Here is a 23113-nt window from a genome sequence, read left to right on the forward strand (position 1 = left end):
GGCGGCACCGCACGGTCCGCGAGGCGGTCGGTGAGGTTGCCGGGTGCCCGAGAGCCGGGCGGCACCGCACGGTCCTCGAGGCTGCCGGGGGCCCAAGGGCCGACCGGCGCGACGCGGTCCGCCTCGGCGAGCAGTGCCCAGTCGTCCCGCAGCCGTGACTTCTCCGCGCCGCCGCAGATGGCCGTATCCGCGCCCTCAGCCGCGTCGAGCACGGCACGCAGCAGGAGCAGCCGCCGGGTGTCCTGGTCCCGGACGAGGAGCGCGAGCGTGTCGGCACCCCCCTCGGACCGCCCGAGTTCGGCGAGGACCCGCTCCCAGACCGCCGGAAGAATCACGGGGCGCCCCCTCGGGGTGAGGCCGGGACGGTGGCGGCGTTGGTGGCGGCGGGTACGGCACCGGATCCAGCTTCCGCGAGTCGGGTCGCCGCGTGGCGGATGAAGCGTTGTAGGTCGGCGCAGTACACGGAGGGGTTGCGGAAGCCGTGGCCGGTCCGGTAGCGGTGGGCGTAGTGGCCGGCGCCGCAGACCTGGAGGAGCGGGCAGGACCGGCACCGGTCGGCGAGGGACGCTGTGCCTGCCTGTCGGGCGGCCACCCCGGGATGCCGTAGCGCCTCGTCGAAGTCGTGTCGGAAGACGTCCAGGCCGGTGTGGGCCGCGCCCTGGTAGGCCGATTTCAGGGCGTCCACCTGTTCGATCGACCCGTCCGTCTCGACGACCACGGCGTCGAAGGGCGCCGGTCCCAGCGTCTCCGAGTTCGCCGGCAGCCCGAGCAGCAGCGCGACGCACTCCTCGAAGAGCCGTACCCGTGTCTCCCGCCGCCCGGCCTGCCACCAGCGGTCGAAGACGGCGCACAGCCAGTCGCCGTACACCGACGCCGTACGGTCCCAATGGGGCGGTGGGGCCGACCAGTTGCCGTGCGGCAGCAGCAGGTCCAGGGCCGGTGGGCGCAGGGCGAGCAGCGACTCGTACGTCCGTACCGGGTCCTGCGTGACGTCGACGACCGCCAGGATTCCGGCGTACGTCTGCGGGAAGCGGTCGGCGAGCATGCGTGCCCCGCGTGCGGCGGCCGGCCAGGACGGGCGTCCCGCGTGGTCGACGCGGCGCGCGTTGTGGGCGGGGAGACCGCCGTCGAGGCTGATGCCGACGCCGACCCGGTGCCGAGCCAGGGTCGCGAGGCGCTTCTCGGTGAGCAGGGTCGCGTTGGTCTGGACGACGGCGCGGACCGTGCAGCCGCCCGGGACCCGGTCGCGGACCAGCGTGGTGAACCGGCCGAGCGTGTCCGCCCCGGCCAGCAACGGTTCGCCGCCGTGCAGGATCAGCGAGAGCGCGGTCAGGCCATGGGCTCGGGCGTGCTCGGCGATGCGGTCGGCGGTGCGGTCCAGGACCTCGGGGGACGCGGCTGCGGGACGCCCTCGCCAGGTGTCGTCGGGACCCTCGTAGAGGTAGCAGTACGAGCAGGCGAGGTTGCAGCGGCCGTGCACCTTGACGATGAACTGCCGGAAGGGCACGTGCTGTTCGGACACATCAGCACCCCCCTGTCGGATCCCCGCGGCACGACCCCGCTCCCACGGGAACCGCTTGCCCGCCCCGGGGGACACCCCAAACCCGGACTGTTCGAGGCTGTCCGATTCGGTGGACGATACGACCGAAACCGATGTCAGAAGGAACTCCGGAAACGGCTTCAGAAGGAGCTGCTGAAGCCCCAGAGCACCTCGCTCGGGCGCTTGGCCCGCTCCCGCAGGTCCGCCAACACCTCCTGGAGCAGCGGGTGCCGGATCGACCCCAACTCGGCCAGCCCCAACGCCGTCAGGTCAAGCAGTTCTGATAGATCCGGCAGATCTCCCGTCACTTCTGTGTCCGCCGTCGGCTCCACGTGTGCGTCCATCCCGTTCGCCATCCCGTTCCCCTTCCCCTTCGCTCTCTCACCCCAGCTCGGCCAGCCGCTGCGCCGTCTGCTGTGCCGTCGGCTCGCCCGTGCTCAAGTAGTCGTCCGGCAGCCGTGACCACTCCGTGCGGGCCAGGCGGTACGCCTCCCGGGCGGCGCGCGGCCGGGCCGCCGCTTCATAGGACATACCCCGCCAGTGGTGCGCCTGCGCGCACAGTTCGACGGCCTCATGGCGCCGGTGTTCGGTCTCGGCCACCCCCTCCGCCTCCCGGGCGGCCTCCGTCGCGTCGCGGAACGCGTCGACGGCGAGGTCGAGGCGGGCCGGCCGGCGCAGGCTGCGGTAGGCCTCGAACTGGACCTGGCCGAGGTCCAGACGGCAGCGGGCGGCCAGCAGCGGATCGTCCTCCGCCTCGGCCGCCGCGAGGCCGAAGAGGTGCTCGGCCTCGCGCAGGTCGACGCGGTCCCCGCGGGCCCGGTAGCGCAGCATGAGCGCGCGGCCGAGCAGCAGCAGCCGGTGGGCGACCTGGCGGCTGCCCGCCGGGGTCTCCATCCGGCAGTCCCGCAGGACGCGGATCGCCCGGGACAGCGTGTCCCGCGCGCGCGGCCCGGACTGCAGCCCGGCCAGCCGCAGCAGCGCCTCGCCCCACTCGGCGAGGACGTCGGCGTGCGAGGGCGCGTCCCGGGACATGCGCTGGGCGGCCTGCGCGAAGCGGTCCGCGGCCGCCTCCAGTTCCGCCGGGTCGCCCGACTCGGCGTGGCGGGCGACGGCGATCCGGCCGGCCCGCGCCAGCAGCGCCGCCCGCCGGCCCTGTTCGCGCACCAGGGCGAGGGCCTCGTCGACCCGGGCCTGCGCGTCGTCCAGCGGGCCGCCCGCCTGGAGCAGCGCGTCGACCAGGTCGCCGAGGACGCGCACACGCGCGCGTGCCGACTCGGCGGTGTACGGCGGCTCGGCGGCGGTGTCCAGGGCGTTGCGCAGCGACTGCGCGCCCTGCTCGGCGTAGAGGCGGGCCTGTACGGGGTCGGCGGTGGCGCCGGAGAGGCGCAGCAGGATCCGGCCGTGTTCCAGGGGGAGTTCGGGCGGGCGCAGCCGCCGGTCGGGCCAGACGTCGGCGAAGGCCTCCAGCATGCCGACGGCGCCCTGGAGCAGCGCGCTGTCCCCGCCGAGCCGCCACTGCGCGTCCAGGGCGCGCACCCGTTCCAGGGTGAGTTTCAGCGCCTGGTTCTCGTCGAGGTCGGGGGCCGCGCAGGCGACGGCGTACTCGCGGTCGGCGCGGCGCAGCAGGTCCAGGGCGCCGGTCCGGTCGCCGCGCCGCCTGCGGTCGGTGGCCGCCGCGTGCAACACCCTGGCCAGGACGGCCCGTTCGCGCAGTCGGCGCGGGTGCGCGGTGGCACGTTCGGCGGCTGCCTCGGCCTCCTGGAGGAGGTCGTCGCCGCCCTGGACCTCCCACAGGCGCAGGGTGCAGTGCGCGTACTCGGCCCACAGTTCGGGGTCCGCACCGGCCGGGCGTTCGTGTGCGGTGGCGCCGCGCAGCAACTGCACGGCGTCGATGGCGTCCTGGATCATGCCCTCGCCGTCGAAGCGTTCGATCAGGGCGCGGGCCCGGCGGACCGCCTGGTGTGTCGGCCGGTCGGCGGTCTGCCCGGGGCCGGTGCGGCCGCCGGGGGTCTCGAACTGCTCGGGCAGCGGCATGAACCGGCGCAGCACCCGGGCGGCGACCTCGGCGAACGGCTGCGGAACGGGGGCTTCCCCGCCGCCCGCGCCGTTACCGCCGTGGTCCCCGTTGTAGCCGCTATCGCCGTTGTAGCCGTTGTCGCTGCTGTCGCCGTTGTCCGGGGTGGGGGTGGCGGGTGCGTAGGGGCGGCCCGCGCCGCCGTCGCCGAGCTGGGCCAGGGCGAGGGCCGGGAAGTTGGGGCCGCCCTTGCCGAAGCGCAGCTCGATGTACTCGGAGCAGTGCTTGAGCACGAGCATGGCCTCGTCGCGGCCGAGCCGGGACAACAGGGCGTCGCGGACGTCCGGTTCGATGCGGTACCACTGGGCGCCGTCGCCCGAGTACTCCTCCGAGGCGCGCGTGACGAGGCCGCCGACCAGCACCTCGGCGAGTTCGGCGGGCCCCGAGTCGGGCAGCATCGTGCGCTGCACGAGCTGCATCACGGGCAGGCACAGGGGGGCGGCGGCCAGATAGACGGCGAGGCGGCCGGCGGCCGACGAGGCGCTGGAGCTGAACCTGCTGACCCGCTCGAACGGCGTGCGCCGCCGGTCCGCGCGCGCGGCGGGCGCGGGCGGCTGGTCGGCGCGCACCCAGCCCACGGCGCCCGGTACGGGCCCGGCGCCGGCCCCGGACAGCAGCCTGGCCCAAGCGCCGAGGGCCACCGGCTCGGGCGGCAGCACCGGCACGGGCAGCGCGCCCCGGCGGGCCTCGGCGGGGGTGCCGGCCGGGGTGCGGACGCGCAGCGCGGCCGCTCCGCCGAGGGTCTCGCCGCGACTCAACTCGCAGAAGATCACGGGGAGTCGGGTGCGGTTCCACAGGCGTTGCGGGAGCGGCTGGAGCACGGCGACCGGGCCCTGCCGGGACAGGTGGTGCAGCAGGCGGTGCGCGTGGCCGCTGTGCCACAGGGGGCCCGCGCAGTCGCTGACGACCAGGACGATGCGGCGGCCGGTGGGGTCGCTGAGCCGGTCCGCGGAGTGCAGCGGCGCGGCGTACACGTCCGGGCTGCGGCTGACGGCCGGATCGCCGTCCGGGCCCTGGTGCAGATGGCTGACCTGGATGTCGGAGAACGCGCCCAACTGGCCGAAGACCTGCTGGAGTTCGACGAAGAGCCGGTCCCACACGCGCATCGACGACGAGGCGTCCAGGACCAGTTGCAGCCGGGCGTCGGCCCGGGTGACGGCCCGGTGGACGGGCAGGATCAGGCCGCCGGCCTGCGCGCTGCGCTCCGCCGTCGCCGTCTCGTCCAACTCGGTGCGCAGCGGCGGCGCGGGGCTGCGGTAGCGCTGCAACCGCCGTAATGCGCGCTGGAGTTCGAGCGGCGAGGGCAGTGCCGGGGCGGCGGGCACGCCCACCGGCAGCGCGGTCGCCCGGCCCGCGCCACGGGTTCGGGGCGTCCCGTCCTGCGGCACCGGGTACAGGCTGACCCGCCCGTCGGCCGCCACGTCCCGCGCGGGCGGCGCGGGCCGTTCGCTCTCGGGAGGCGCGACCCCGTTCTTGCCGTGCGAGCCGTCGAGCCGGGGCAGGGGGCGGTCGCCGGTTCCGGGTCCGGCGGGCGGGTCCTCGGGCACCGGGTCGTCCACCACCGGCCGGGTCCACCGCGCCAGCCACAACGCGTCGCACAACTGCGGTACGTCGGGGTCGAGTCCGACGTCACGCAACCGCGCGACGAGCTCGGCGAGCGGATCGCCGCCCCGCGCGCCGGAGTTCGGTGTCTCGGGACGGTGCCCGCCGGGCGGGACGGGACCGTGGCGGGCCGCTGCGTCGGGCATCAGGCCCTCACCTCGGGCGGTCGAGTCGCTGGATGAGCAGGTCGGCCAGCCGGTCGCGACTGGGCGGCGCGGCCGCGTCGGTGAGGTAGATCGCGTTCAACAACTGGTCCGCCGCGAGGAGTTCACTGCGCGACCGCTCCAGGAACCGGGTGATCAGATCGTCCCCGGCACGCGCCGCCTCGGCACCGAGATGCGCGCGGACGAAGGTGGCGAGCCGGTTGTGGTCGGGGCGCCCCAGCTCCAGGTGGATGCAGCGGCGCATCAGCGGGGCGGGGAAGTCGCGCTCCCCGTTGCTGGTGAGCACCACGAACGGGAAGGCGCGGCAGCGCACCCGGCCGTCGCGCACCCGGACCTTCACCCCGTCGGCGGTCAGCACCTCCGCCTCGCCGTCCGGCAGCCGGTCGGCGATCCGCTCCAGCTCGGGGATCGCGAACTCGCCCTCCTCCAGGACGTTCAGCAGGTCGTTGGGCAGGTCGATGTCGCTCTTGTCCAGCTCGTCGATGAGCAGCACGCGCGGGGTGTCGGAGGGCAGCAGCGCGGTGCCGAGCGGGCCCAGCCGGATGTAGCTGCCGATGCCCTCGACCGCGCCCGGCAGCCCCGCCGCCGCCCCGAACCCGCCCTGCGCGGCGATCTGCACGTCCTGAAGCCGGGCGATCGCGTCGTAGTGGTAGAGCCCGTCCTGAAGCGCGGAACGGCTCACGATCGACCAGCGCAGCACGCTGCCGAGGCCGAGTTCGTACGCCACCGAGTGCGCGAGCGTGCTCTTGCCCGCGCCGGGGCTGCCCGTGACGAGCAGGGGGCGGCGCAGATAGAGCGCCGCGTTGATCATCTCCAGTTCCTCGGCGCCCGGCCGGTGCAGTTCCGCAAGGTGCCGGTGCGCGCCGAGCCTGCGGTCCTGGGAGCCGTCGCCGGACCCGGCCGCGTCCCGGCTGGTGAAGTCCCGCCAGGGGGGCGGGGCGGGCAGCCGCTCCAGACCGTCGTGGGGTTCGCCGGCGCCTCGGTAGATGAGCCACTCACTGGATTCGGTCATGATCCGGTCCTCGTCACTCGTCCACCGCCGCGGCCGTCCGAACGTGCATCACGTTATCCATCCTGGGGTGCCTGGGTAAGGGGCCGAAAGCGCCGACAAGCCCTGCGCGCGGGTGAGTTCAAGGGGCCTCCAGGAGGTCCCCGGTACCGGGGAGGGGCTGGTGCGGATCGTCGTAGAGCAGGGCGACGCCGTCCGCCCAGAAGGACTCGGTGCGGCCCGCGCGCAGCCGCATCCGCAGATCGTGCACGGCCTCGGGGAGGTGGTGGGCGCTGGCCGGTTCGGCGATCTCGTCGATCGTGCCGCGGTGGAACTCCCCGCACACGACGTCGGGCCGGCCGCGCCGCCTGCGCCACAGCGCCACGCCGTAGCCGCCGAGCACGATCCGGGCGAGCGCCTCCGCGTCGTCCTCGTACCGCAGATCGCCGTACCGGCAGAGCACCGGGACGGTGCCGTGCGACAGCGCGCGCAACTGCTCCACGGTCGGCACGGGTTTACGCAACCCGTCGTCGCAGTCCAGGACTTCGGCTTTCGCACGGTGCGCATGCAGCCACCGCCAGCGAGCGCGCCGCTCGACGTCCAGATCGTCCAGATCGTCCAGATCACCATCACTGGCGTCGACGTCTTCGTCCTCTTCGCCCTCCTCGTCCTCGCTCTCGAACAGGCCGAATCGTGCCGTCGGGTCGTACGACGCGTCGAACGCCTCGTCGGACAGCCGGTCGCGGTCGGCGCAGCGCACGACGACCGGCCGCAGGGCGCCCAACTGCTCGGCGTCGGTGGGGAGTTGCCAGGTGTCCACCGCCAGGCCGAGGAGCGCGTGGGGCAGCGCCACCTGGAGGAGCGCGGGCCGGCCTGGCTCGTCGCACTGCCGGAAGGCCTCCGCGAGCGGGCCGGCGACGTGGGCGGACAGGTCGGCCAGGGGCGTGCGTTCGGCCTCGTGCAGCCGGACCGCCTCGCCGCCGGGCGCGGCCACGGAGACGGACCAGTCGCAACGGTCCGGCTCCCAGCCGCGCCGCACCAGTTCGAGCAGGGCGGACGGCCGGCCCGCACTGCCGACGGCACGGGCACGCGCACGTGCGTCGACCGCGGTACGGCGCTGCTGCCGCCGGTGCTGCTTGCGTCCGCCGGGTTTACCGGACGGCCCGAGGACGAGGTCGGGGACGTCGGCCTCGTCCCGCTGGCGCAGCCGTTCGACGCGCTGTTCGGCGAGGCCGGACCGGTAGCGGGCGCTGAGCCGCTGCGCGGCCTGCCACACCCACACCCACAGGGCCTTCTCCGCGTCCGGGGTGCTGGGCACGACGAACGGGCGCGGAGCCGACATCGCCAGCATCGCGTAGTCGAGTACGAGTTCCAGCGCGCCGTCGTCACTCGCGCTCTCGTACAGCGCCCCGAGGCCGTCGCGCCAGCCGCGTGGTGCGGGCAGCGGGGTGGGGGCCTGGAGGTCGGGGAGCGCGTCGAGGATGTCGAGCAGGCCGCGGGTGCTCTCGGGCGGCGGGAGTTCGGCGAGCCGGCCCAGCAGTTGGATCCGCTCGTCAGGGGTGAGGGTGCGGCCCGGGCGGGCGCCGAGCCTGGCCTGCACGTCGGTCCAGGTCTGACGCCGGGAGGCGGGGTGGCGCTGCCGGTCGCGGTGGTAGCGGTCGTGCGCGTGGAACACCGCCTGGTAGAGGTCGCTGTGCTCGGCCGGCACCGCCGCCGCGGGCACCCGCAGGGTGCGCAACTGCTCGATCCCGGTGGACGTGCCGCCGGGCCGGTGGTCCGAGCGGGCCTTCAGGACGCCGATCACCTCACCGCGCACGGGGTCGATCACGGGGCCGCCCGAGACGCCGTACGGCAGGTCGTTGTCGCCGAGCCGCATCTGCACGTCCGAGGACCAGCCACCGATGGTGCCCTGCACGGTGAGCGTCCCGTCGATGACCTGTAAACGCCCCTCGTTCTCGGTCCACCCGGCGTACAGCACCCGCCCCTCGCCGTAATAGGCGGCCGGCCGCTCGGAGACGTACACACACTCGTGGTCGTCGACGGGTTCGGTGAGCTGAACGAGCGCAAGATCCGGAGTAGGCCAGTTACCGGACGACACCGCCGCGGTCCGTCGCTCGGCCCACTCGGTGCGGTCGATCATCCCTGTGTGGTCGGTCATCCCTGTGTGGTCGGTCATCCCTGTGTGGTCGGGGAGTGTCGCCACCACCCTGCCGGGCGCGGTCGACGTGCCGCGCCCCGGCGCTGTCTCGTACACCACCGCGACCTCGCCCCCTTCCCCGCCGCAGGCCACATGTGCGCAGGTCAGAACCCAGTTCGGGGCGATGAAGAAGCCGCTCCCGAGGAACGTGCCGGGCTCCTCCAGGGCATACCCGACCACCGGGCGATGAATGCGTACGGTCGCCGCCACGACGAGTCCACGCAGCGCACGGCGGGCCGCATCGAACGCATTCGATGCGCCCGGGGCGTGCCCGCCCGTCACGCCCCACCCCCACCAACACGGCCCCCAACGCCCCCATGCACCGACGCGCCGGGAGACGCGCCCGCGCACCAACCGCGCCGCGCGGCGGACGTGTCGGACGTGGCGGACGTGGCGGACGTGGCGGACGGTGCTGCGCTGGGGGGTGGGGGGGTGTGGGGGATTGGGGGTGCGGTGGGGGCCGGTTGGGTACCGGGGGGTGGGGGTGCGGAGGGGGCTGGGGGTGTGTGGAGGGCGAGGGGTGCGGTGGAGGCCGGTTGGGCACCGGAGGCAGGGGGTGCGGAGAGGGCTGGGGGTGCGTGGAGGGTTACAGGCGCGGTGGGGGTTGGTGGTGGGGTGGGGTTCGGGGGTGCGTGGGGGGACAGGCGGGCGGTGGGGGCTGGGGGTGCGTCGGGGTTTAGGGATGTGTGCGGGGCCGGTGACGCTTCGGGGTTGAGGCGGGCGTGGGGTGCCCGTGGCGCTTCGGGAGCCAGGGGTGCGTGCGGGGCCAACCGTACGGGCGGGGCCGGTGACGCTTCGGGGGCCAGGCCTGCGGGCGGGGCCGGTAGCGCTTCGGGGGCCAGGTGGGCATGCCGGGCCAGTGGCGCATCGAGGTTCAGGGGTGCGTGCGGGGACAGGCCTGCTGCGTGCGGGGCCGGTGACGCATCGAGGTTCAGGCGGGCGTGGGGTGCCCGTGGCTCGGTGGGGTTCAGGGGCGCGTGCGGGGCCCGTGGCGCGGTGGGATCCAGCGGTGCGGGCGGGGCCAGGCGCGCATGCGGTGCCAGTGACGCGTCGGGTCCCGAAGGCAGGCCAAGATCCGGAGGCGCTTCGGGAGCCAGCGGCGCGAACGGGGCCAAGCACGCATGCAGAGCCGGTGGCACGTCGGGGGCCAGGCGGGCGTGTGTGGCTGATCGGGCGTTGGGGGCCGATGGTGCGCCAAGGTTCAGGCGGGCGCGGGAGGCCGGGCGCGCGTCAGGTGCCGAGGGCAGGCTGAGGTTCGAAAGCCCTTCGGGATCCGGTGGCGCACCGAGGGCCGGTGCCGCGCCGGGAGCTGGCGGTGCGAGCGGAGCCAAGCACGCAGGCGGCGCCGGTGGCACGTCGGGCGCCAGGCGCGCGAGCGGGGCTAAGCAGGCGTTGGGGGCCGATGCCGCGCTGGGGTTCAAGCATGCGCGGGAGGCCGGTAACGCGTCGGGCACCGAGGGCAGGCTGAGGTCCCGAGGCTCTCCGGGATCCGGTGGCGCACCGAGGTCCGGTGACGCGCCCGGAGCTGGCGGCGCAACGGGAGCCGGTGGCACGTCGGGAACTGGCGGCGCGTCGCGAGTCGGTGGCGTGGCTGGAGCCGGTGGCGTGGCTGGAGCCGGTGGCGTCTCTGGAGTTGGTGGCGTCTCTGGAGTTGGTGGTGTGGTGAGGTCTGGGGGGCCGCTGGTCCAGGTGAGGGTTACCGTGATGCCGGCCTTGGCCTCGCCGTCGGCCAGTAGGCCCACTACCTTTCCGGCCTTTGCGGTCAGCTCGATGCCGAACTCGACGCTCACCTCGTCGGGCCGCACCGCGCGCAGCGGTTCCGCCAGGGACCGCGCGACCCCGGTGACGAGCGCGTGCAGGCTCTCCACGCTCGCCTCCACCCGCTCGGCGAACCCGGTGTCGCTGTACGACAGCCGCCCCGACGGCGCGGCCAGCTCCCCGGCCCCCGAGATCCGCGCCCACACGGGCGTCCCGTCCGGCAGCGCGATGCGCGCCACGCGCGTCACGTCCTCACCACTCATGACACTCCCCCGTCGTCCCAGTCCCCCAGGCCCCAGTCCCTGAGCCCCGGTCTCCTCGGCCCTCTCGATCCCCTCGGTCCCGGCGGCCCACAGGGCGCCGTCCCCGTGCACCTATCCTTTTCCTGTCCCCTCCCTCACCGGAGAGCGGACCTCTCCCTCCCCTCGCAGGAACAAGGGTCCTTCCCCCGAGGCGGGATGCCTATCCCTGCGACCGACCCACGGAGCACGATCCATGTACTTCACCGATCGCGGAATCGAGGAACTCGAGAAGCGGCGCGGCGAGGAGGAGGTCACCTTCGAGTGGCTCGCCGAGCAGCTACGGACGTTCGTCGACCTCAACCCGGACTTCGAGGTGCCGGTGGAGCGCCTGGCGACCTGGCTCGCACGGCTGGACGACGACGAGGACGACGAGTAGGTCAGCCGGGGCGGATGCAGCAACGGCAGCAGCGACAGCGGCAACGGCAGCCACGGATCTGCGGCATCTGCGGCATCTGCGGATCCTGAAGGGGGCGTCCCTAGTGTGATGCGCCAGAAATCCTGAGGGTTATTTCTGCTCTGTTCTCGAACCGGTGGTTCCGACCTTGGTGAGGTAGTCGGCGAGGGAGTTGAGGATCTCGTCGGCCGTCTTGGTCCAGGTGAAGGGCCGCGGGTTCTCGTTCCACGTGTCGATCCACGCAGTGATGTCGTCCTCCAGTGCCTTCACGGAGGTGTGGACGCCACGGCGGATGAGCTTGTCGGTCAGCAGGCCGAACCACCGCTCCACCTGGTTCATCCAGGAGGAGCCAGTGGGGGTGAAATGGACGTGGAAGCGGGGGTGTTTGCCGAGCCACGTCCTGATCTCGGCGGTGTTGTGGGTGGCGTAGATGCCCCTATGTTTCGTCAAGTGGCGGGAGAGGGAGTTGGGGTGACTGTCTTCGGCTGGATGTGGCGGTAGATCTCGCGGGCGACGTAGCGTTTGAGGCAGCGGATGATCTCACGCTTCGACAGGCCCTGTTCGGTGCGTCGCTCCAGGTAGGAGCGGGTGCGCTCGTCCCAGCGGATGCGGGTCATGACGATGCGGTAGAGGGCTGCGTTGGCCTGCCGGTTGCCCCCGCGGTTGAGCCGTCGGCGCTGGGTCTTGCCGGAGGACTGTTCGACCGGGCTGACGCCGCACAGAGCGGCGAATGACGCCTCGGTGGCGATCCTGTCGGGGTTGTCGCCGGCTGCGATGAGGAGGGCTGCGGCGCTGTCGGGCCCGATGCCGACGATCTCCAGCAGCTGTGGGCGGTGTGCGCGGACGGCCTGGGTGACTCGGCGGGCGAGATCCTTAACCTCGCAGGTCAAGTGTTGGATGCGGCGGGCCAGGAGCCGGAGGGTGAATGCGGCCGCGTCGTCGCTGTCGGCGAGGCCGTCCGCGCACCGCGCGATCAGCGCCGGGTTCCTGAGTCCGGACAAGGACTCGCGCAGGACGGGGTCGATGCCCAGGAGTACGGCTTTGAGCTGGTTCATCGCCTGGGTGCGGGCCTTGACGGCCGATTCCTTGGCCAGTCTGAGGACGCGCAGGTCCGCGGCCGGGCCTTCACCCGTCTTCGGCGTGGTGGTGGCGCGTCCGGACAGAACGGCGCGGGCGGCGGCGTCCGCGTCGACGGCGTCGGTCTTGCCCCGCTTGCGCCGGGTGGCGCGGTCGGGTTGGTTGACCTCGATGACGTGGATGTTCTCCTGCCGCAGGAAGCGCGCCAGGGCGGCTCCGTAGGATCCGGTGCACTCCACTCCGGCACGGTGCAGGATGCCGAAGGAGCGGGCCCAGGCGAGGAGTTGGCGGTATCCGGCAGCGGTGGTCGGGAACTCCTGGTGAGCCAGCAGTGCACCGAGCACGGTGATCACTGCGGCGACGTGTACGTCCTTGTGGGTGTCAACCCCGAGGATCACGTCCTCTGCGGGCTGTGCTGCCCGCTGTGCGGGCAGGGTCGGCTGGGGCATGCTGGTGACGGTCACGCGGCTCCTTCATCGGCTGGGGCTGATGGCCGACGCCGGGCCGGGTGGGCGGTCAGAACTGTGATGGTGCCTTGTAGGGCAAGGCCCCTATCGGGACACGCCCGCCGGTCCGGCGGCAGCAAGCACCGCCCGGGGCCGGAGCCGACAGATCTACTCCAAGGCATCTGCGGCCAGTTGTCGCACGGGTCAGGCTCCGGCCCCCGGCGGCACCCCAGGAGTCTCACAGTTGTCGCAGACGAGGTGCACGTCGAGTCCGGCGGGCACGGCCTTGTCGATCCGGACCAGGAACTTCTTGAACTCGATCGCCCGGTGACGGCGGTGCAGTGCCGATATGACGGTGCCGTCGGCGATGTTGAAGGCGGCGAACAGGCTGGTGATGCCGTGCCGACAGTAGTCGTGGGTGCGGCGTTCGAGCATGCCCGGCATCATCGGGAGCACCGGCTGGGACCGGTCCAGTGCCTGGATCTGGCTCTTCTCGTCCACGCAGAGCACTACCGCCTTCTCGGGCGGGTGGTGGTAGAGGCCGACGACGTCGACGACCTTGGCGACGAACTGCGGGTCAGTGGACAGCTTGAAGGAGTCCTGCAGGTGGGGCTTGAGGTCGAACCGCTTCCAGATGCGCCCGATCGTCGACTTCGACAGGCCGGTGCGCTGGGCCATCGAGGCCCGTGACCAGTGCGTGTCCTGGCCCGGGAGCGACTCCAGGGTGGCCACGACGACCTCCTCGACCTGGTCGAGGAGGATCGAAGGCGGCCGGCCCGAGCGCGGCTCGTCCTGCAGACCATCGAGGCGTTTCGCGATGAACCGGGCCCGCCAGCGGTCCACGGTCGACCTGTCGATGCCGAGGTCGGCGGCGGCCAGCTGGTTCGTCCCGCCCTCCGCGCAGCGCAGCACGATCTTGGCTCGCAACGCGAGGAACTGGGCGGTCTTGGCCTGCCGCGCCCACTGCTGCAGCTGCCTGCGCTCAGCATCGTCGAGGATCAGGTCGGCCTTCGGCCGGCCGATCCAGCCGGCGTCCTCAAGCCCGGCCATCCGCTCTGCCGCGAAAGCCCGACGCCACTTGCCGACCGTCTTGGCCTGGACACCGACGAGCCGTGCGACAGCCGCGTTTGACATGCCATCAGCACACGTCAGGATGATGCGGGCCTTCTCGGCCGAGCGCCGGTGCGGCATTTCCGTCCGGCGCACCAACTCGGCACGCTCGGCCTCGGACAACGTGATCGCCACAGCAGCAGGCCCCGAATGCGACATGACAACAGGGTACTTACTAACCCTCAGGATTTCTGGCGCATCACACTAGGGGGACGCCCCCTTTCGTGTGTCTTGACTTTCCCCGACCGCGATATATCGTGTTTCAGGAAGACGCGATATGGCGTGTCGTGTCGTTGCCGTGGAGGAGGTCCGCACCATGTCCGAATGGTCCGTCGCCGAGCCGAGGAAGCTTTCCTTCGACGAGCCCGTGAGCGAACTGCACGTACGCATCGTCAACGGCACTGTGAACGTGGTGGGCACCGAGGAAGGTCCCGCCCGCCTGGAGGTCTCCCGCATCGAGGGCCCCCCTCTGGTGGTGAGCCATCTCGACGGAAGCCTGACGGTGGCGTACGAGGACCTGCCCTGGAAGGGCTTCCTCAAGTGGCTCGACCGCAAGGGCTGGCGCCGCAGCGCCGTCGTCTCGCTCGCCGTCCCCGCCGGCACCCGCGTGGAGGTGGGCGTGGTGAGCGCTGGCGCGGTCATCTCCGGCATCGACGGCCGCACCGAGGTGAAGGGGGTCAACGGCGACACGACCCTCGTGGGCCTCGCCGGCCCGGTCCGCGCGGACACCGTCTCCGGGAATCTGGAGGCCCAGGCCCTCACCGGCGACCTGCGCTTCAACTCCGTCTCCGGCGACCTGACCGTGGTCGAGGCGGGCTCCTGCGTGAAGGCCGACTCGGTGAGCGGGTCGATGATCGTCGACCTCGACCCGGCGAGCCGCCCCACGACCATCGACCTGACCAGCGTCTCGGGCGAGATCGCCATCCGCCTGCCCCACCCGGCGGACGCGCAGGTGGAGGCCAACACCGCCAGCGGCTCGGTCTCCAACGCGTTCGAGGATCTCCGGGTCAGCGGCCAGTGGGGCGCCAAGCGCATCACCGGCCGCCTGGGCGCGGGCAACGGCAAACTGAAGGCGACGACGATCTCCGGCTCGATAGCCCTCCTCCGCCGCCCCCCGGTGGACGACGAGGCGGGGGAGGATGCAGGTGAGGCAGGTCAGCCATGGGAGGCGCGTTCCGGGCAGCCCTCCGACTCGGGGGACAATGCCGTTTCCGGCCAGAGCGGCGAGAGGTCCTCCGCCGACCCTGCCGACAGCACGACGACGACCGACAAGAAGGTGCTCTGACATGCCTCCCGTCTTCGCCCACGGCCGTCTCCGCCTCTACCTGCTGAAGCTCCTGGACGAAGCGCCGCGCCACGGCTACGAGGTGATCCGCCTCCTCGAAGAACGCTTCCAGGGTCTCTACGCCCCGTCGGCGGGCACGGTGTACCCCCGGCTGGCCAAGCTGGAGGCGGAGGGCCTGGTCACCCACACCACCGAGGGCGGCCGCAAGGTCTACGCCATCACCGACGCCGGCCGGGCCGAACTGGCCGACCGCAGCGGCGAGCTGGTCGACCTGGAGCTGGAGATCCGCGAGTCGGTCGCCGAACTGGCCGCGGAGATCCGGGCCGACGTGCGCGGGGCGGCGGGCGATCTACGGCGCGAGATGCGGGCGGCGGCCTCACAGGCCCGCCAGGGCGGTCGGCCGGGCACCGCAGAACACGCCACGGACGGCCAGTCCGGCGAAGCCGAATACGGGGAGTACGGCGACAAGGAGGCGTGGCGCGCCGCCAAGGAGGAGATGCGTCGCGTCAGGCAGGAGTGGAAGGAGCAGGCGCGCCGCGCCAAGGACGAGAGCCGTCGCGCCCGCGAGGAGGCCCAGCGCGCCCGCCGCCAGGCCAGCGAGGCGCAGGAGCAGGCCCGGAGCCAGGCCCAGGAAGAGGTGCAGCGCATCGCGCGCCGGGTCCAGGAACAGGTCCAGGACCACTTCACGCGCGGCGACTGGCCGACCGGCGTCCGCGAGGGCCTGACGGAACTCGCCAAGGAATTCGGCGAGTTCGGCAAGGACTTCGGCAAGGAGCACGGCCGCGACTTCGGCTTCGGCCGCCCCCGCACGACGACCAACACGACAGCCGACACGACGGCCGACACAACAACCGACACGAGAACCGGCACCACGGCCACCCCGAAGTCCGCCCCCGCCTCCGCCTCTACCCCCACCCCCACCCCTGCCCCCGCCCCTGCCCCTGCCGCCGCCTCGCCCTCGGAGCCGGAGTACTCCCGCACCCCGGAGGACTTCCCCGCCGAGTACGAGCCGAGCTGGGCCCACGAGAAGTCCAGCGGCGACCCGACCCGCGACCTGGACCGCCTCCTCGACCGCTTCCGGGACGACATCCGCGACGCGGCCCGCGACAACGGCGTCACCGGCGACCAACTCCGGGAAGTCCGCAGCCACTTGTCGACGGCGGCGGCCCACATCGGGGTGATACTCCGAGCCCCGAAACCCTGACCCGGCAGGGGGTTGGGAAAGGGGGGACACGACCTCAGCCGGCCGTGCCCAGCACCCGGGTAACAGAGGTGTACGTAACCCCGTGGTCGGCGAGGATCTCCGAAGGGGCGCCGCGGCGGGCGGTCAGGGCGAGCAGGAGATGCTCGTCGCCGATGGACCGTTCATGGCGGCCCAGGGCGATGCGCAGGGTGTCGGTGAGCAGGTCCCTGGCCCCGCGATCGAAGGGCCTCCGCCCAAGAAAGCGCGAGCCGAACCTACCGCCACCCTCACCCTTCCCCCGCCCCTCGCCCTCACCCTCGCAGTCGCTACGGCCCCCACCCTCGGCCGCCAACGCGCCCTCCCCATGCGCCTCTTCGACCCGCGAGACGATCTCCGAGACGTCGATGCCCAGCCCCGAGAGGGCGTCCATGTCGGCGCGGGAGAGACCGCCCCGGCGGCGGACCTCGACCAGATCCCGGACGACCCCGTCACGCCCGCCCGACGGCAGCCCGAGCGAGGCGAGCGCGAACGAGCCGCGGCTGCCCTCACGGTCGAGCAGGGCGAGCAGCACATGCGTCTCCTCGACCCGCTCCGCCCCCGCCCGCTCGGCATGCGCCACCGCCGCCCGCACCACGGCCCGGGCGTCCTGGGTGAACCGCTCGAACATCACTGCCTCCCGTACTTCTTGTGCACGGCCTGCCTGCTGACGCCGAGTTCCGCGGCGATCTCCTGCCACGACCAGCCCTGATTGCGCGCACTGCGCACCTGCACCGCCTCCAACTGCTCCAGCAGCCGGCGCAGCGCGGCGACGGCGCGCAGGCCGACCCGTGGATCGCGGTCGCCGGCCCGCGCGGCGAGATCCGTTGCTTCGGTCATGATGTCAACGTACGTTGACACGCCGGACAACGTCAACCCTAGTTGACGACCACGTCACGGGTGACGTCAGCCGTTGGTGAGCACGATCTTGCCGAACTGGTCGCCGGACGCGAGCCGTTCGAAGCCCTCGCGGGCGCGGTCGAGCGGCAGCACCTCGTCGATGACGGGGCGGACACCGGTGGCGGCGCAGAAGGAGAGCAGGCCCGCCAACTCCTCCTTGGTGCCCATGGTGGAGCCGACGACCTTCAGCTCCAGGAAGAAGATCCGGGTGAGTTCGGCGTGCGAGGGCCGGTCACCGCTCGTGGCGCCGGAGATGACGAGCGTGCCGCCGGGCCGCAGCGACTTCACCGAGTGGGACCAGGTGGCCGCGCCGACGGTCTCGATGACGGCGTCCACCCGCTGCGACAGCCGCGCACCGGGCTCCACGGCCTCGACGGCGCCGAGTTCCAGGGCCCGCTGCCGCTTGGCCTCGTCCCGGCTGGTGGCGAAGACGCGCAGCCCGGCCGCCCGGCCCAGCACGATGGCCGCCGTGGCGACACCGCCGCCCGCGCCCTGGACGAGGACGGAGTCACCGGGCCGCACCCCCGCGTTGGTGAACAGCATCCGGTACGCCGTCAGCCACGCCGTGGGCAGACAGGCGGCCTCCTCGAAGGAGAGCTCCCTGGGCTTGGGCAGGATGTTCCAGGTCGGCACGGCGACCTGCTCGGCGAAGGTGCCCTGGTAGCGCTCGGTGAGGATGGAACGGGGTTCCCCGGGCCCGACCCCGTGCCCGGTCTGCCCGATCACGGAGTGCAGGACGACCTCGTTGCCGTCCGCGTCGATCCCGGCGGCGTCACAGCCGAGGATCATCGGCAGCCGGCCCTCCGGGAGCCCGACGCCGCGCAGCGACCAGAGGTCGTGATGGTTGAGGGAAGCGGCCCTGACCTGGACGGTGCTCCAGCCCGACCGGGCCTCAGGGGCCGGACGCTCCCCCAACTCCAGCCCGGAAAGCGGCTGGTCGGGAGAGATACGGGCGGCGTAGGCGGCGAACATAGACGCAACGATAGACGCCCACCCCGAGAGCCCGTCCGACGTTTGAGGACAAGACCGACGCCACCCCGAACCCCCCCACCCACCCGCAGGAGGCACCGGCCGGTGCAATTCAGCCCGTTGGGGGTGCCCCTCCGGGGGAGCTTGAGGACAAGGCCCATGCCATCCCAAACCCCCACCCACCCGCAGGGGCCACCGGTCGGTGCACTCCCCCACCCACCCGCAGGGAGCGCCGCCCCCAGCGCCGGCCGGTGTATTTCAGCCCGTCCGGCGTTTGAGGACGAGGCCCCTTCAGGGCCGACAGCGGGGGTCCGGGGGCGGCAGCCCCCGGGGAGGGCGCCCGGTCATCACCCGAACGGGCGGGTGGGTGGGCAAAGAAAGGGGAAGTGGCCCCGCCCCCGAGGGACAGGGCCACCACAAACACACCTCAGCGGCGGGCGACGCCCTCCGCGCGGGCAGCGGCAGCAACCGCCGCAGTCACCGCGGGAGCAACCCGCTCGTCGAACGGCGAGGGAATGACATAGTCGGCGGCAAGATCCTCACCGACGACCCCGGCCAGCGCCTCGGCCGCCGCCAGCTTCATCCCCTCGGTGATCCGAGAAGCCCGCACCTGAAGCGCACCGGCGAAGATGCCCGGGAACGCCAGCACGTTGTTGATCTGGTTCGGGAAGTCGGAGCGCCCGGTGGCGACGACCGCCGCGTACTTGTGGGCGACGTCCGGGTGCACCTCGGGGTTCGGGTTGGCCATCGCGAAGACGAACGCCCCCTTCGCCATCGAAGCGACCGCCGCCTCCGGGACCGTACCGCCGGAGACGCCGATGAAGACGTCGGCGCCGTCCAGCGCGTCCTCCAGCGACCCGCTCAGCCCGGCCTTGTTGGTGAGGGAGGCCAGCTCGCGCTTGACGTCGGTGAGATCCCCCCGGTCCGCCGAGACGACGCCCTTGCGGTCGGCGACCGCGACGTCCCCGATGCCGGCCTCGACCAGCATCTTGGCGATGGCGACCCCGGCCGCACCGGCGCCGGAGATGACGGCCCGCAGCTCACCGATGTCCCGCCCACTGAGCCGCGCCGCGTTGCGCAGCGCCGCCAGCGTCACGATCGCGGTGCCGTGCTGGTCGTCGTGGAAGACCGGGATGTCGAGCGCGTCCTGCAACCGGCGCTCGATCTCGAAGCACCGCGGCGCCGAGATGTCCTCCAGGTTCACTCCGCCGAACGAGGGCGCGAGCCGCACCACCGTCTCGACGATCTCGTCCACGCCGGTGCAGGCGAGCGCGATCGGCACCGCGTCCACCCCGCCGAACTGCTTGAACAGAATCGCCTTGCCTTCCATGACCGGAAGGGAGGCCTCGGGCCCGATGTCCCCGAGCCCGAGGACGGCCGTCCCGTCGGTCACGACGGCGACGACGGACGACTTCCAGGTGTAGTCGTTCACCAGCTCCGGCTGCTCCGCGATCGCGGTGCACACGCGCGCGACGCCGGGCGTGTAAGCGAGGGACAGGTCGTCCTTGTCGCGGACCGGGACGGTGGCCTGCACGGCCATCTTGCCGCCACGGTGCAGCGCGAACACCGGATCGAACGGATCGAGGGGTTCCGCACCACCCTCCGGGCCCGTTCGGTCGGCGCTCTCGCTGCGAGGATTGACGATCTCCGCTGCCACTGTGTCTTACCCCTTAGGTGTTCATGGTTTCGAGGGTGGCCACTCCTGATTGAGAAGTGGGCGGGCATCGCACAGGGCCCAGAGGTGATGCGTACGGGCCTGCGCGTCGGGCGCGCCGCACACGCGCCCTGAGCCCCGGATGAGGGGTGTTGAACAACCTTCTTACCGGACGGACACCACAGCCGACGAGTCCGATCCGTGCAAGGTCACATCCCTCGGCCTGTTGACCTCCGACAGAGATGATCACGAGTGACATGACTCATGCGCGAAGACGCGCCAAGCTGCCGGAGCCCCTTGACACGGACTTCCGACGCGGACTCGGGACGACGGCCGGGACGGAACCCAAACGATCACATGCCGAGATGAACCGAAGATCTTTCGGCCGGAACGGGAGAATCCCGCACATGGTCCGGCTCCGCCCGGTCGTGATGTACCGGACTGATGCGGTTCGGGGGTGGCCCGTTATCCGATTTTGACATGGCCGCGCCCCTGGTTGCAGTAGTCCGAATGGCAAGATGCCGTCATCACACGAGGTCGCGACACCCGAAGGTGTGTGTTCTCGTCGACCTCATCGGCATGTGCCGACCCATCGGCAACTCCATCCATCCGCCGGAGGAACCCACCATGACCGCAAGCTCCACCCGACGCCCGACCGCCGCCGCGCGCACCCGCCTGGCAGCGGTCGGATCCCTCGCGGTCGCGGGCGCCCTGCTGCTCACCGCCTGCGGAGACCAGACCAACGGCGGCGGCGGCACCTCCGAGTCGTCCGGCAGCGCGAACGCGGCGCCGCTCTTCTCCAAGCTCCCGGCGAACATCCAGAAGGCGGGGGTCATCAAGGTCGGCACGAACGCCGAGTACGCCCCGATGGAGTCCGTCGAGGGCGGCAAGATCGTGGGTGTCGACCCGGACATCGCGGCGGCGCTCGGCAAGCAGCTCGGCGTCGACTTCACGTTCACCTCCGGCTCCTTCGACGGCCTGATCACGGCGGTCAACACCGGCCGCTACGACATCGCCATGTCGTCGATCACGGACAACAAGCAGCGCCAGGAAGGCCTGGACGACAGCGGCAAGAAGCTGGGCACGGGCGTCGACTTCGTCGACTACTTCACCGCCGGCACCGCCATCTACGTCAAGAAGGGCAACCCGAAGGGCATCAAGTCCATCGAGGACCTGTGCGGCCAGACGGTGGCCGTGCAGCGCGGCACGACGTACGAAGAGGCCCTTCAGGCGCAGTCGAAGACCTGCACCGGCGGCGGCAAGAAGGCCCTCAAGATCGAGTCGTTCGACAACGACACCGAGGCCCAGACCCGCGTGAAGTCCGGCGGCGCCGTGGCCGGCGTCAACGACTACCCGGTCGCGGTGGACCTGGCCCGCAAGGCCGACGGCGGCAAGACCTTCGAGGTCGTCGGCGAGCAGTACGAGGCCGCCCCGTTCGGCATCGTCGTCGACAAGAAGAACACCCAACTGCGCGACGTCCTCAAGGAGGCCGTCGACGCGATCATCAAGGACGGCTCGTACCAGAAGGTGCTGGAGAAGTGGGGCGCCGAGAGCGGCGCGATCAAGGCTGCCGCGATCAACGGCGGCAAGTGATCCACCCGCACCTTTTGAAGCCTTTTGAAGGGCAGTCCCCATGACTGACAAGCTCGAGAAGTCCTCCGAGGGCCCCGGGGGCGCCGGGGGCGCACCACCCGAGGACACCCCGCCCGTCGCCAAGGAGGACGCGTTCTCCGGCCCGCCGGAGGCCATCAAGGCCATCCCGGTGCGCCACTGGGGCCGTTGGGTCAGCGCCGTGGTCGTCATCGCGCTCCTCGCGCTGCTCGTCAACGCGTTCGCGCACGGCGACATCCAGTGGCACGCGGTGTCCGACTCGCTGTTCGACTCGACGGTCGTCGCGGGCGCCGGCCGCACCCTGCTGATCAGCATCCTGGCGATGCTGCTCGGCGTGGTCCTGGGCGTCGTACTCGCCGTGATGCGGCTGTCGAAGAACCCGGTGACCAGCACGATCGCGTGGCTGTACATCTGGTTCTTCCGCGGCACCCCGGTCTACGTGCAGTTGCTGATGTGGTTCAACCTGGCGCTGATCTTCCCCGTCCTGAATCTCGGTCCGATCTACAAGGACGAGATGGTGGACGTCATGACGCCGTTCATGGCCGCCCTCCTGGGTCTCGGTCTGAACGAGGCCGCGTACATGGCCGAAATCTGCCGGGCCGGCCTGCTGGCCGTGGACGAGGGCCAGACGGAGGCGTCGCACGCGCTGGGCATGAGCCACGCCAAGACGCTGCGCCGGATCGTCATCCCGCAGGCGATGCGGGTGATCGTGCCGCCGACCGGCAACGAGTTCATCAACATGCTGAAGACGTCGTCGCTGGTGTACGTGGTGACGTACAACGAACTGCTGCGCTCCACCTCGGTGATCGGCTCCTCGTCGTACGCCGTGATGGAGCTGCTCTTCGTCGCGTCCATCTGGTACCTGGTCATGACGAGCGTCTTCAGCGTCTTCCAGTACTACCTGGAGCGTTACTACGCCCGCGGCAGCAGCCGCAGCCTCCCGCCCACGGTCTTCCAGAAGATCAGGGCGAACCTGTTCGGATCCTCGAGGAGCACGGCATGACCGCGATGGTGAAGGCCGAGGGCGTCCACAAGTCCTTCGGCCTGGTCCAGGTGCTCAAGGGCATCGACCTGGAGGTCAAGAACGGCGAGGTGTTCTGCCTCATCGGCCCGTCCGGCTCCGGCAAGTCGACCTTCCTCAGGTGCATCAACCACCTGGAGAAGATCAACGCCGGCCGCCTGTACGTCGACGGGGAGCTGGTCGGCTACCGCCAGAAGGGCGACAAGCTGTACGAGCTGAAGGACAGCGAGGTCGCGCTGAAGCGCCGGGACATCGGCATGGTGTTCCAGCGGTTCAACCTGTTCCCGCACATGACGGCGCTGGACAACGTCATGGAGGCCCCGGTCCAGGTCAAGGGCGTCAGCAGGACGGACGCCAGGGAGCGGGCCAACGAGCTGTTGGACCGCGTGGGCCTGGCCGACAAGGCCGGCAGCTACCCCTCGCAGCTCTCCGGCGGCCAGCAGCAGCGGGTGGCGATCGCCCGGGCGCTGGCCATGGACCCGAAGCTGATGCTCTTCGACGAGCCGACCTCGGCCCTCGACCCGGAGCTGGTCGGCGACGTCCTCGACGTCATGCGCGACCTCGCCGAGTCCGGCATGACGATGGTCGTCGTCACCCACGAGATGGGCTTCGCCCGCGAGGTCGGCGACAGCCTGGTCTTCATGGACGGCGGCGTGGTCGTCGAATCCGGCAACCCCCGCGACGTCCTGACCAACCCTCAGCACGAGCGGACCCAGGCCTTCCTGTCCAAGGTCCTGTAACACCACGGCAAGTGGAAAGGGGCGGTACGGAGTCTCCGTACCGCCCCTTTCCCAACCCAGCC

The 23113-nt window shown here is 71.8% G+C and carries 18 protein-coding genes and 3 pseudogenes; 7 read left to right on the forward strand and 14 right to left on the reverse strand.

The features are described 5' to 3' along the window. The 7 genes and pseudogenes from BMZ82_RS42175 to BMZ82_RS42850 form a co-directional block, all read right to left on the reverse strand. A pseudogene (locus BMZ82_RS42175) lies at positions 1–335 on the reverse strand (HEXXH motif domain-containing protein); the annotation flags it as partial. After that, positions 332–1522 (reverse strand): FxsB family cyclophane-forming radical SAM/SPASM peptide maturase, encoded by a 1191-nt coding sequence (locus BMZ82_RS31450; RefSeq protein WP_256252216.1) that lies wholly within the window; start codon positions 1520–1522, stop codon positions 332–334. The gene BMZ82_RS31450 and the pseudogene BMZ82_RS42175, both read right to left, overlap by 4 nt. Before the next feature lie 158 nt (positions 1523–1680). Continuing rightward, positions 1681–1896 carry an FxSxx-COOH cyclophane-containing RiPP peptide gene (gene fxsA / locus BMZ82_RS31455; RefSeq protein WP_256252217.1) on the reverse strand — a complete coding sequence of 72 codons (216 nt, stop codon included), beginning with the start codon at positions 1894–1896 and terminating at the stop codon, positions 1681–1683. Positions 1897–1921: 25 nt separating this feature from the next. Continuing rightward, positions 1922–5362, reverse strand: a complete 3441-nt coding sequence (locus tag BMZ82_RS31460) for an SAV_2336 N-terminal domain-related protein (RefSeq protein WP_177244751.1) — start codon at positions 5360–5362, stop codon at positions 1922–1924. A 7-nt stretch (positions 5363–5369) separates the two neighbouring features. Next, a complete protein-coding gene (locus BMZ82_RS31465; protein ID WP_093780806.1) occupies positions 5370–6392 on the reverse strand; it encodes an AAA family ATPase in 1023 nt (340 codons plus the stop codon). A 118-nt stretch (positions 6393–6510) separates the two neighbouring features. Further along, positions 6511–8775 (reverse strand): VMAP-C domain-containing protein, encoded by a 2265-nt coding sequence (locus BMZ82_RS31470; RefSeq protein WP_256252218.1) that lies wholly within the window; start codon positions 8773–8775, stop codon positions 6511–6513. Between the two features lie 68 nt (positions 8776–8843). Then, on the reverse strand, positions 8844–10445 hold the full coding sequence (locus BMZ82_RS42850; RefSeq protein WP_371271335.1) for a CU044_2847 family protein: 1602 nt from the start codon (positions 10443–10445) through the stop codon (positions 8844–8846). On the opposite strand from BMZ82_RS42850, the gene BMZ82_RS42855 reads away from it, so the two are divergent. Together BMZ82_RS42855 and BMZ82_RS31485 are read left to right on the forward strand one after the other, a co-directional pair. After that, positions 10336–10629, forward strand: coding sequence for a hypothetical protein (locus BMZ82_RS42855; protein WP_177244753.1), 294 nt, complete (start codon positions 10336–10338; stop codon positions 10627–10629). The two genes, BMZ82_RS42850 and BMZ82_RS42855, sit on opposite strands and share 110 nt — an antisense overlap. A gap of 189 nt (positions 10630–10818) precedes the next feature. Next, a complete protein-coding gene (locus BMZ82_RS31485) occupies positions 10819–11001 on the forward strand; it encodes a DUF6104 family protein (RefSeq protein ID WP_019058231.1) in 183 nt (60 codons plus the stop codon). Between the two features lie 129 nt (positions 11002–11130). On the opposite strand, the pseudogene BMZ82_RS31490 reads toward BMZ82_RS31485, so the two are convergent. From BMZ82_RS31490 to BMZ82_RS31500, 3 genes and pseudogenes are all read right to left on the reverse strand, one after another. Further along, a pseudogene (locus tag BMZ82_RS31490) lies at positions 11131–11490 on the reverse strand (IS630 family transposase); the annotation flags it as partial. After that, a complete protein-coding gene (locus tag BMZ82_RS31495) occupies positions 11466–12560 on the reverse strand; it encodes an IS110 family RNA-guided transposase (RefSeq protein WP_093780808.1) in 1095 nt (364 codons plus the stop codon). The pseudogene BMZ82_RS31490 and the gene BMZ82_RS31495, both read right to left, overlap by 25 nt. Positions 12561–12776: 216 nt before the next feature. Then, positions 12777–13787 (reverse strand): annotated as a pseudogene (locus BMZ82_RS31500) (IS630 family transposase); the annotation flags it as partial. Positions 13788–13968: 181 nt separating this feature from the next. On the opposite strand from BMZ82_RS31500, the gene BMZ82_RS31505 reads away from it, so the two are divergent. Continuing rightward, complete coding sequence (locus BMZ82_RS31505) at positions 13969–14937, forward strand: DUF4097 family beta strand repeat-containing protein (RefSeq protein WP_177244754.1); 969 nt, start codon at positions 13969–13971, stop codon at positions 14935–14937. 1 nt (position 14938) lies between these two features. After that, positions 14939–16141: a PadR family transcriptional regulator gene (locus BMZ82_RS31510; protein ID WP_093780810.1), complete on the forward strand. Its 1203-nt coding sequence runs from the start codon at positions 14939–14941 to the stop codon at positions 16139–16141. 34 nt (positions 16142–16175) lie between these two features. Here BMZ82_RS31510 and BMZ82_RS31515 read toward each other — a convergent pair whose 3' ends face one another. The 4 genes from BMZ82_RS31515 to BMZ82_RS31530 form a co-directional block, all read right to left on the reverse strand. Next, on the reverse strand, positions 16176–16787 hold the full coding sequence (locus BMZ82_RS31515; RefSeq protein WP_093780811.1) for a Clp protease N-terminal domain-containing protein: 612 nt from the start codon (positions 16785–16787) through the stop codon (positions 16176–16178). Continuing rightward, positions 16787–16996, reverse strand: coding sequence for a helix-turn-helix domain-containing protein (locus BMZ82_RS31520; protein ID WP_093780812.1), 210 nt, complete (start codon positions 16994–16996; stop codon positions 16787–16789). Before BMZ82_RS31520 ends, BMZ82_RS31515 begins: the two co-directional genes overlap by 1 nt. A 66-nt stretch (positions 16997–17062) precedes the next feature. Next, entirely contained in the window at positions 17063–18028 is a 966-nt protein-coding gene (locus tag BMZ82_RS31525; RefSeq protein ID WP_093780813.1) for a zinc-binding dehydrogenase, read from the reverse strand. Between the two features lie 424 nt (positions 18029–18452). Continuing rightward, positions 18453–19682 carry an NAD(P)-dependent malic enzyme gene (locus BMZ82_RS31530; protein WP_093780814.1) on the reverse strand — a complete coding sequence of 410 codons (1230 nt, stop codon included), beginning with the start codon at positions 19680–19682 and terminating at the stop codon, positions 18453–18455. A gap of 624 nt (positions 19683–20306) precedes the next feature. Here BMZ82_RS31530 and BMZ82_RS31540 point away from each other — a divergent pair. From BMZ82_RS31540 to BMZ82_RS31550, 3 genes are read left to right on the forward strand one after another with little or no spacing between them, the layout of a single operon-like run. After that, positions 20307–21272, forward strand: a complete 966-nt coding sequence (locus BMZ82_RS31540; protein WP_093780815.1) for an ABC transporter substrate-binding protein — start codon at positions 20307–20309, stop codon at positions 21270–21272. Positions 21273–21312: 40 nt separating this feature from the next. After that, positions 21313–22293 (forward strand): amino acid ABC transporter permease, encoded by a 981-nt coding sequence (locus BMZ82_RS31545; RefSeq protein ID WP_093780816.1) that lies wholly within the window; start codon positions 21313–21315, stop codon positions 22291–22293. Then, positions 22290–23051: an amino acid ABC transporter ATP-binding protein gene (locus BMZ82_RS31550; protein ID WP_093780817.1), complete on the forward strand. Its 762-nt coding sequence runs from the start codon at positions 22290–22292 to the stop codon at positions 23049–23051. The genes BMZ82_RS31545 and BMZ82_RS31550 overlap by 4 nt, the downstream gene beginning before the upstream one ends. Positions 23052–23113 lie beyond the last annotated feature (62 nt).

The sequence above is a fragment of the Streptomyces sp. yr375 genome (assembly GCF_900110755.1).
Classification (GTDB): Bacteria; Actinomycetota; Actinomycetes; order Streptomycetales; family Streptomycetaceae; genus Streptomyces.

Bases quoted from the DNA above. Each gene is read 5' to 3' on its own strand.
- BMZ82_RS31505 (WP_177244754.1), top strand. From the start codon at position 13,969: ATGTCCGAATGGTCCGTCGCCGAGCCGAGGAAGCTTTCCTTCGACGAG.
- BMZ82_RS31550 (WP_093780817.1), top strand. From the start codon at position 22,290: ATGACCGCGATGGTGAAGGCCGAGGGCGTCCACAAGTCCTTCGGCCTG.
- BMZ82_RS31540 (WP_093780815.1), top strand. From the start codon at position 20,307: ATGACCGCAAGCTCCACCCGACGCCCGACCGCCGCCGCGCGCACCCGC.
- BMZ82_RS31545 (WP_093780816.1), top strand. From the start codon at position 21,313: ATGACTGACAAGCTCGAGAAGTCCTCCGAGGGCCCCGGGGGCGCCGGG.
- fxsA (WP_256252217.1), bottom strand. From the start codon at position 1,896: ATGGCGAACGGGATGGACGCACACGTGGAGCCGACGGCGGACACAGAA.
- BMZ82_RS31465 (WP_093780806.1), bottom strand. From the start codon at position 6,392: ATGACCGAATCCAGTGAGTGGCTCATCTACCGAGGCGCCGGCGAACCC.
- BMZ82_RS42855 (WP_177244753.1), top strand. From the start codon at position 10,336: ATGCCGAACTCGACGCTCACCTCGTCGGGCCGCACCGCGCGCAGCGGT.
- BMZ82_RS31515 (WP_093780811.1), bottom strand. From the start codon at position 16,787: ATGTTCGAGCGGTTCACCCAGGACGCCCGGGCCGTGGTGCGGGCGGCG.
- BMZ82_RS31510 (WP_093780810.1), top strand. From the start codon at position 14,939: ATGCCTCCCGTCTTCGCCCACGGCCGTCTCCGCCTCTACCTGCTGAAG.
- BMZ82_RS31520 (WP_093780812.1), bottom strand. From the start codon at position 16,996: ATGACCGAAGCAACGGATCTCGCCGCGCGGGCCGGCGACCGCGATCCA.
- BMZ82_RS31485 (WP_019058231.1), top strand. From the start codon at position 10,819: ATGTACTTCACCGATCGCGGAATCGAGGAACTCGAGAAGCGGCGCGGC.
- BMZ82_RS31525 (WP_093780813.1), bottom strand. From the start codon at position 18,028: ATGTTCGCCGCCTACGCCGCCCGTATCTCTCCCGACCAGCCGCTTTCC.
- BMZ82_RS31460 (WP_177244751.1), bottom strand. From the start codon at position 5,362: ATGCCCGACGCAGCGGCCCGCCACGGTCCCGTCCCGCCCGGCGGGCAC.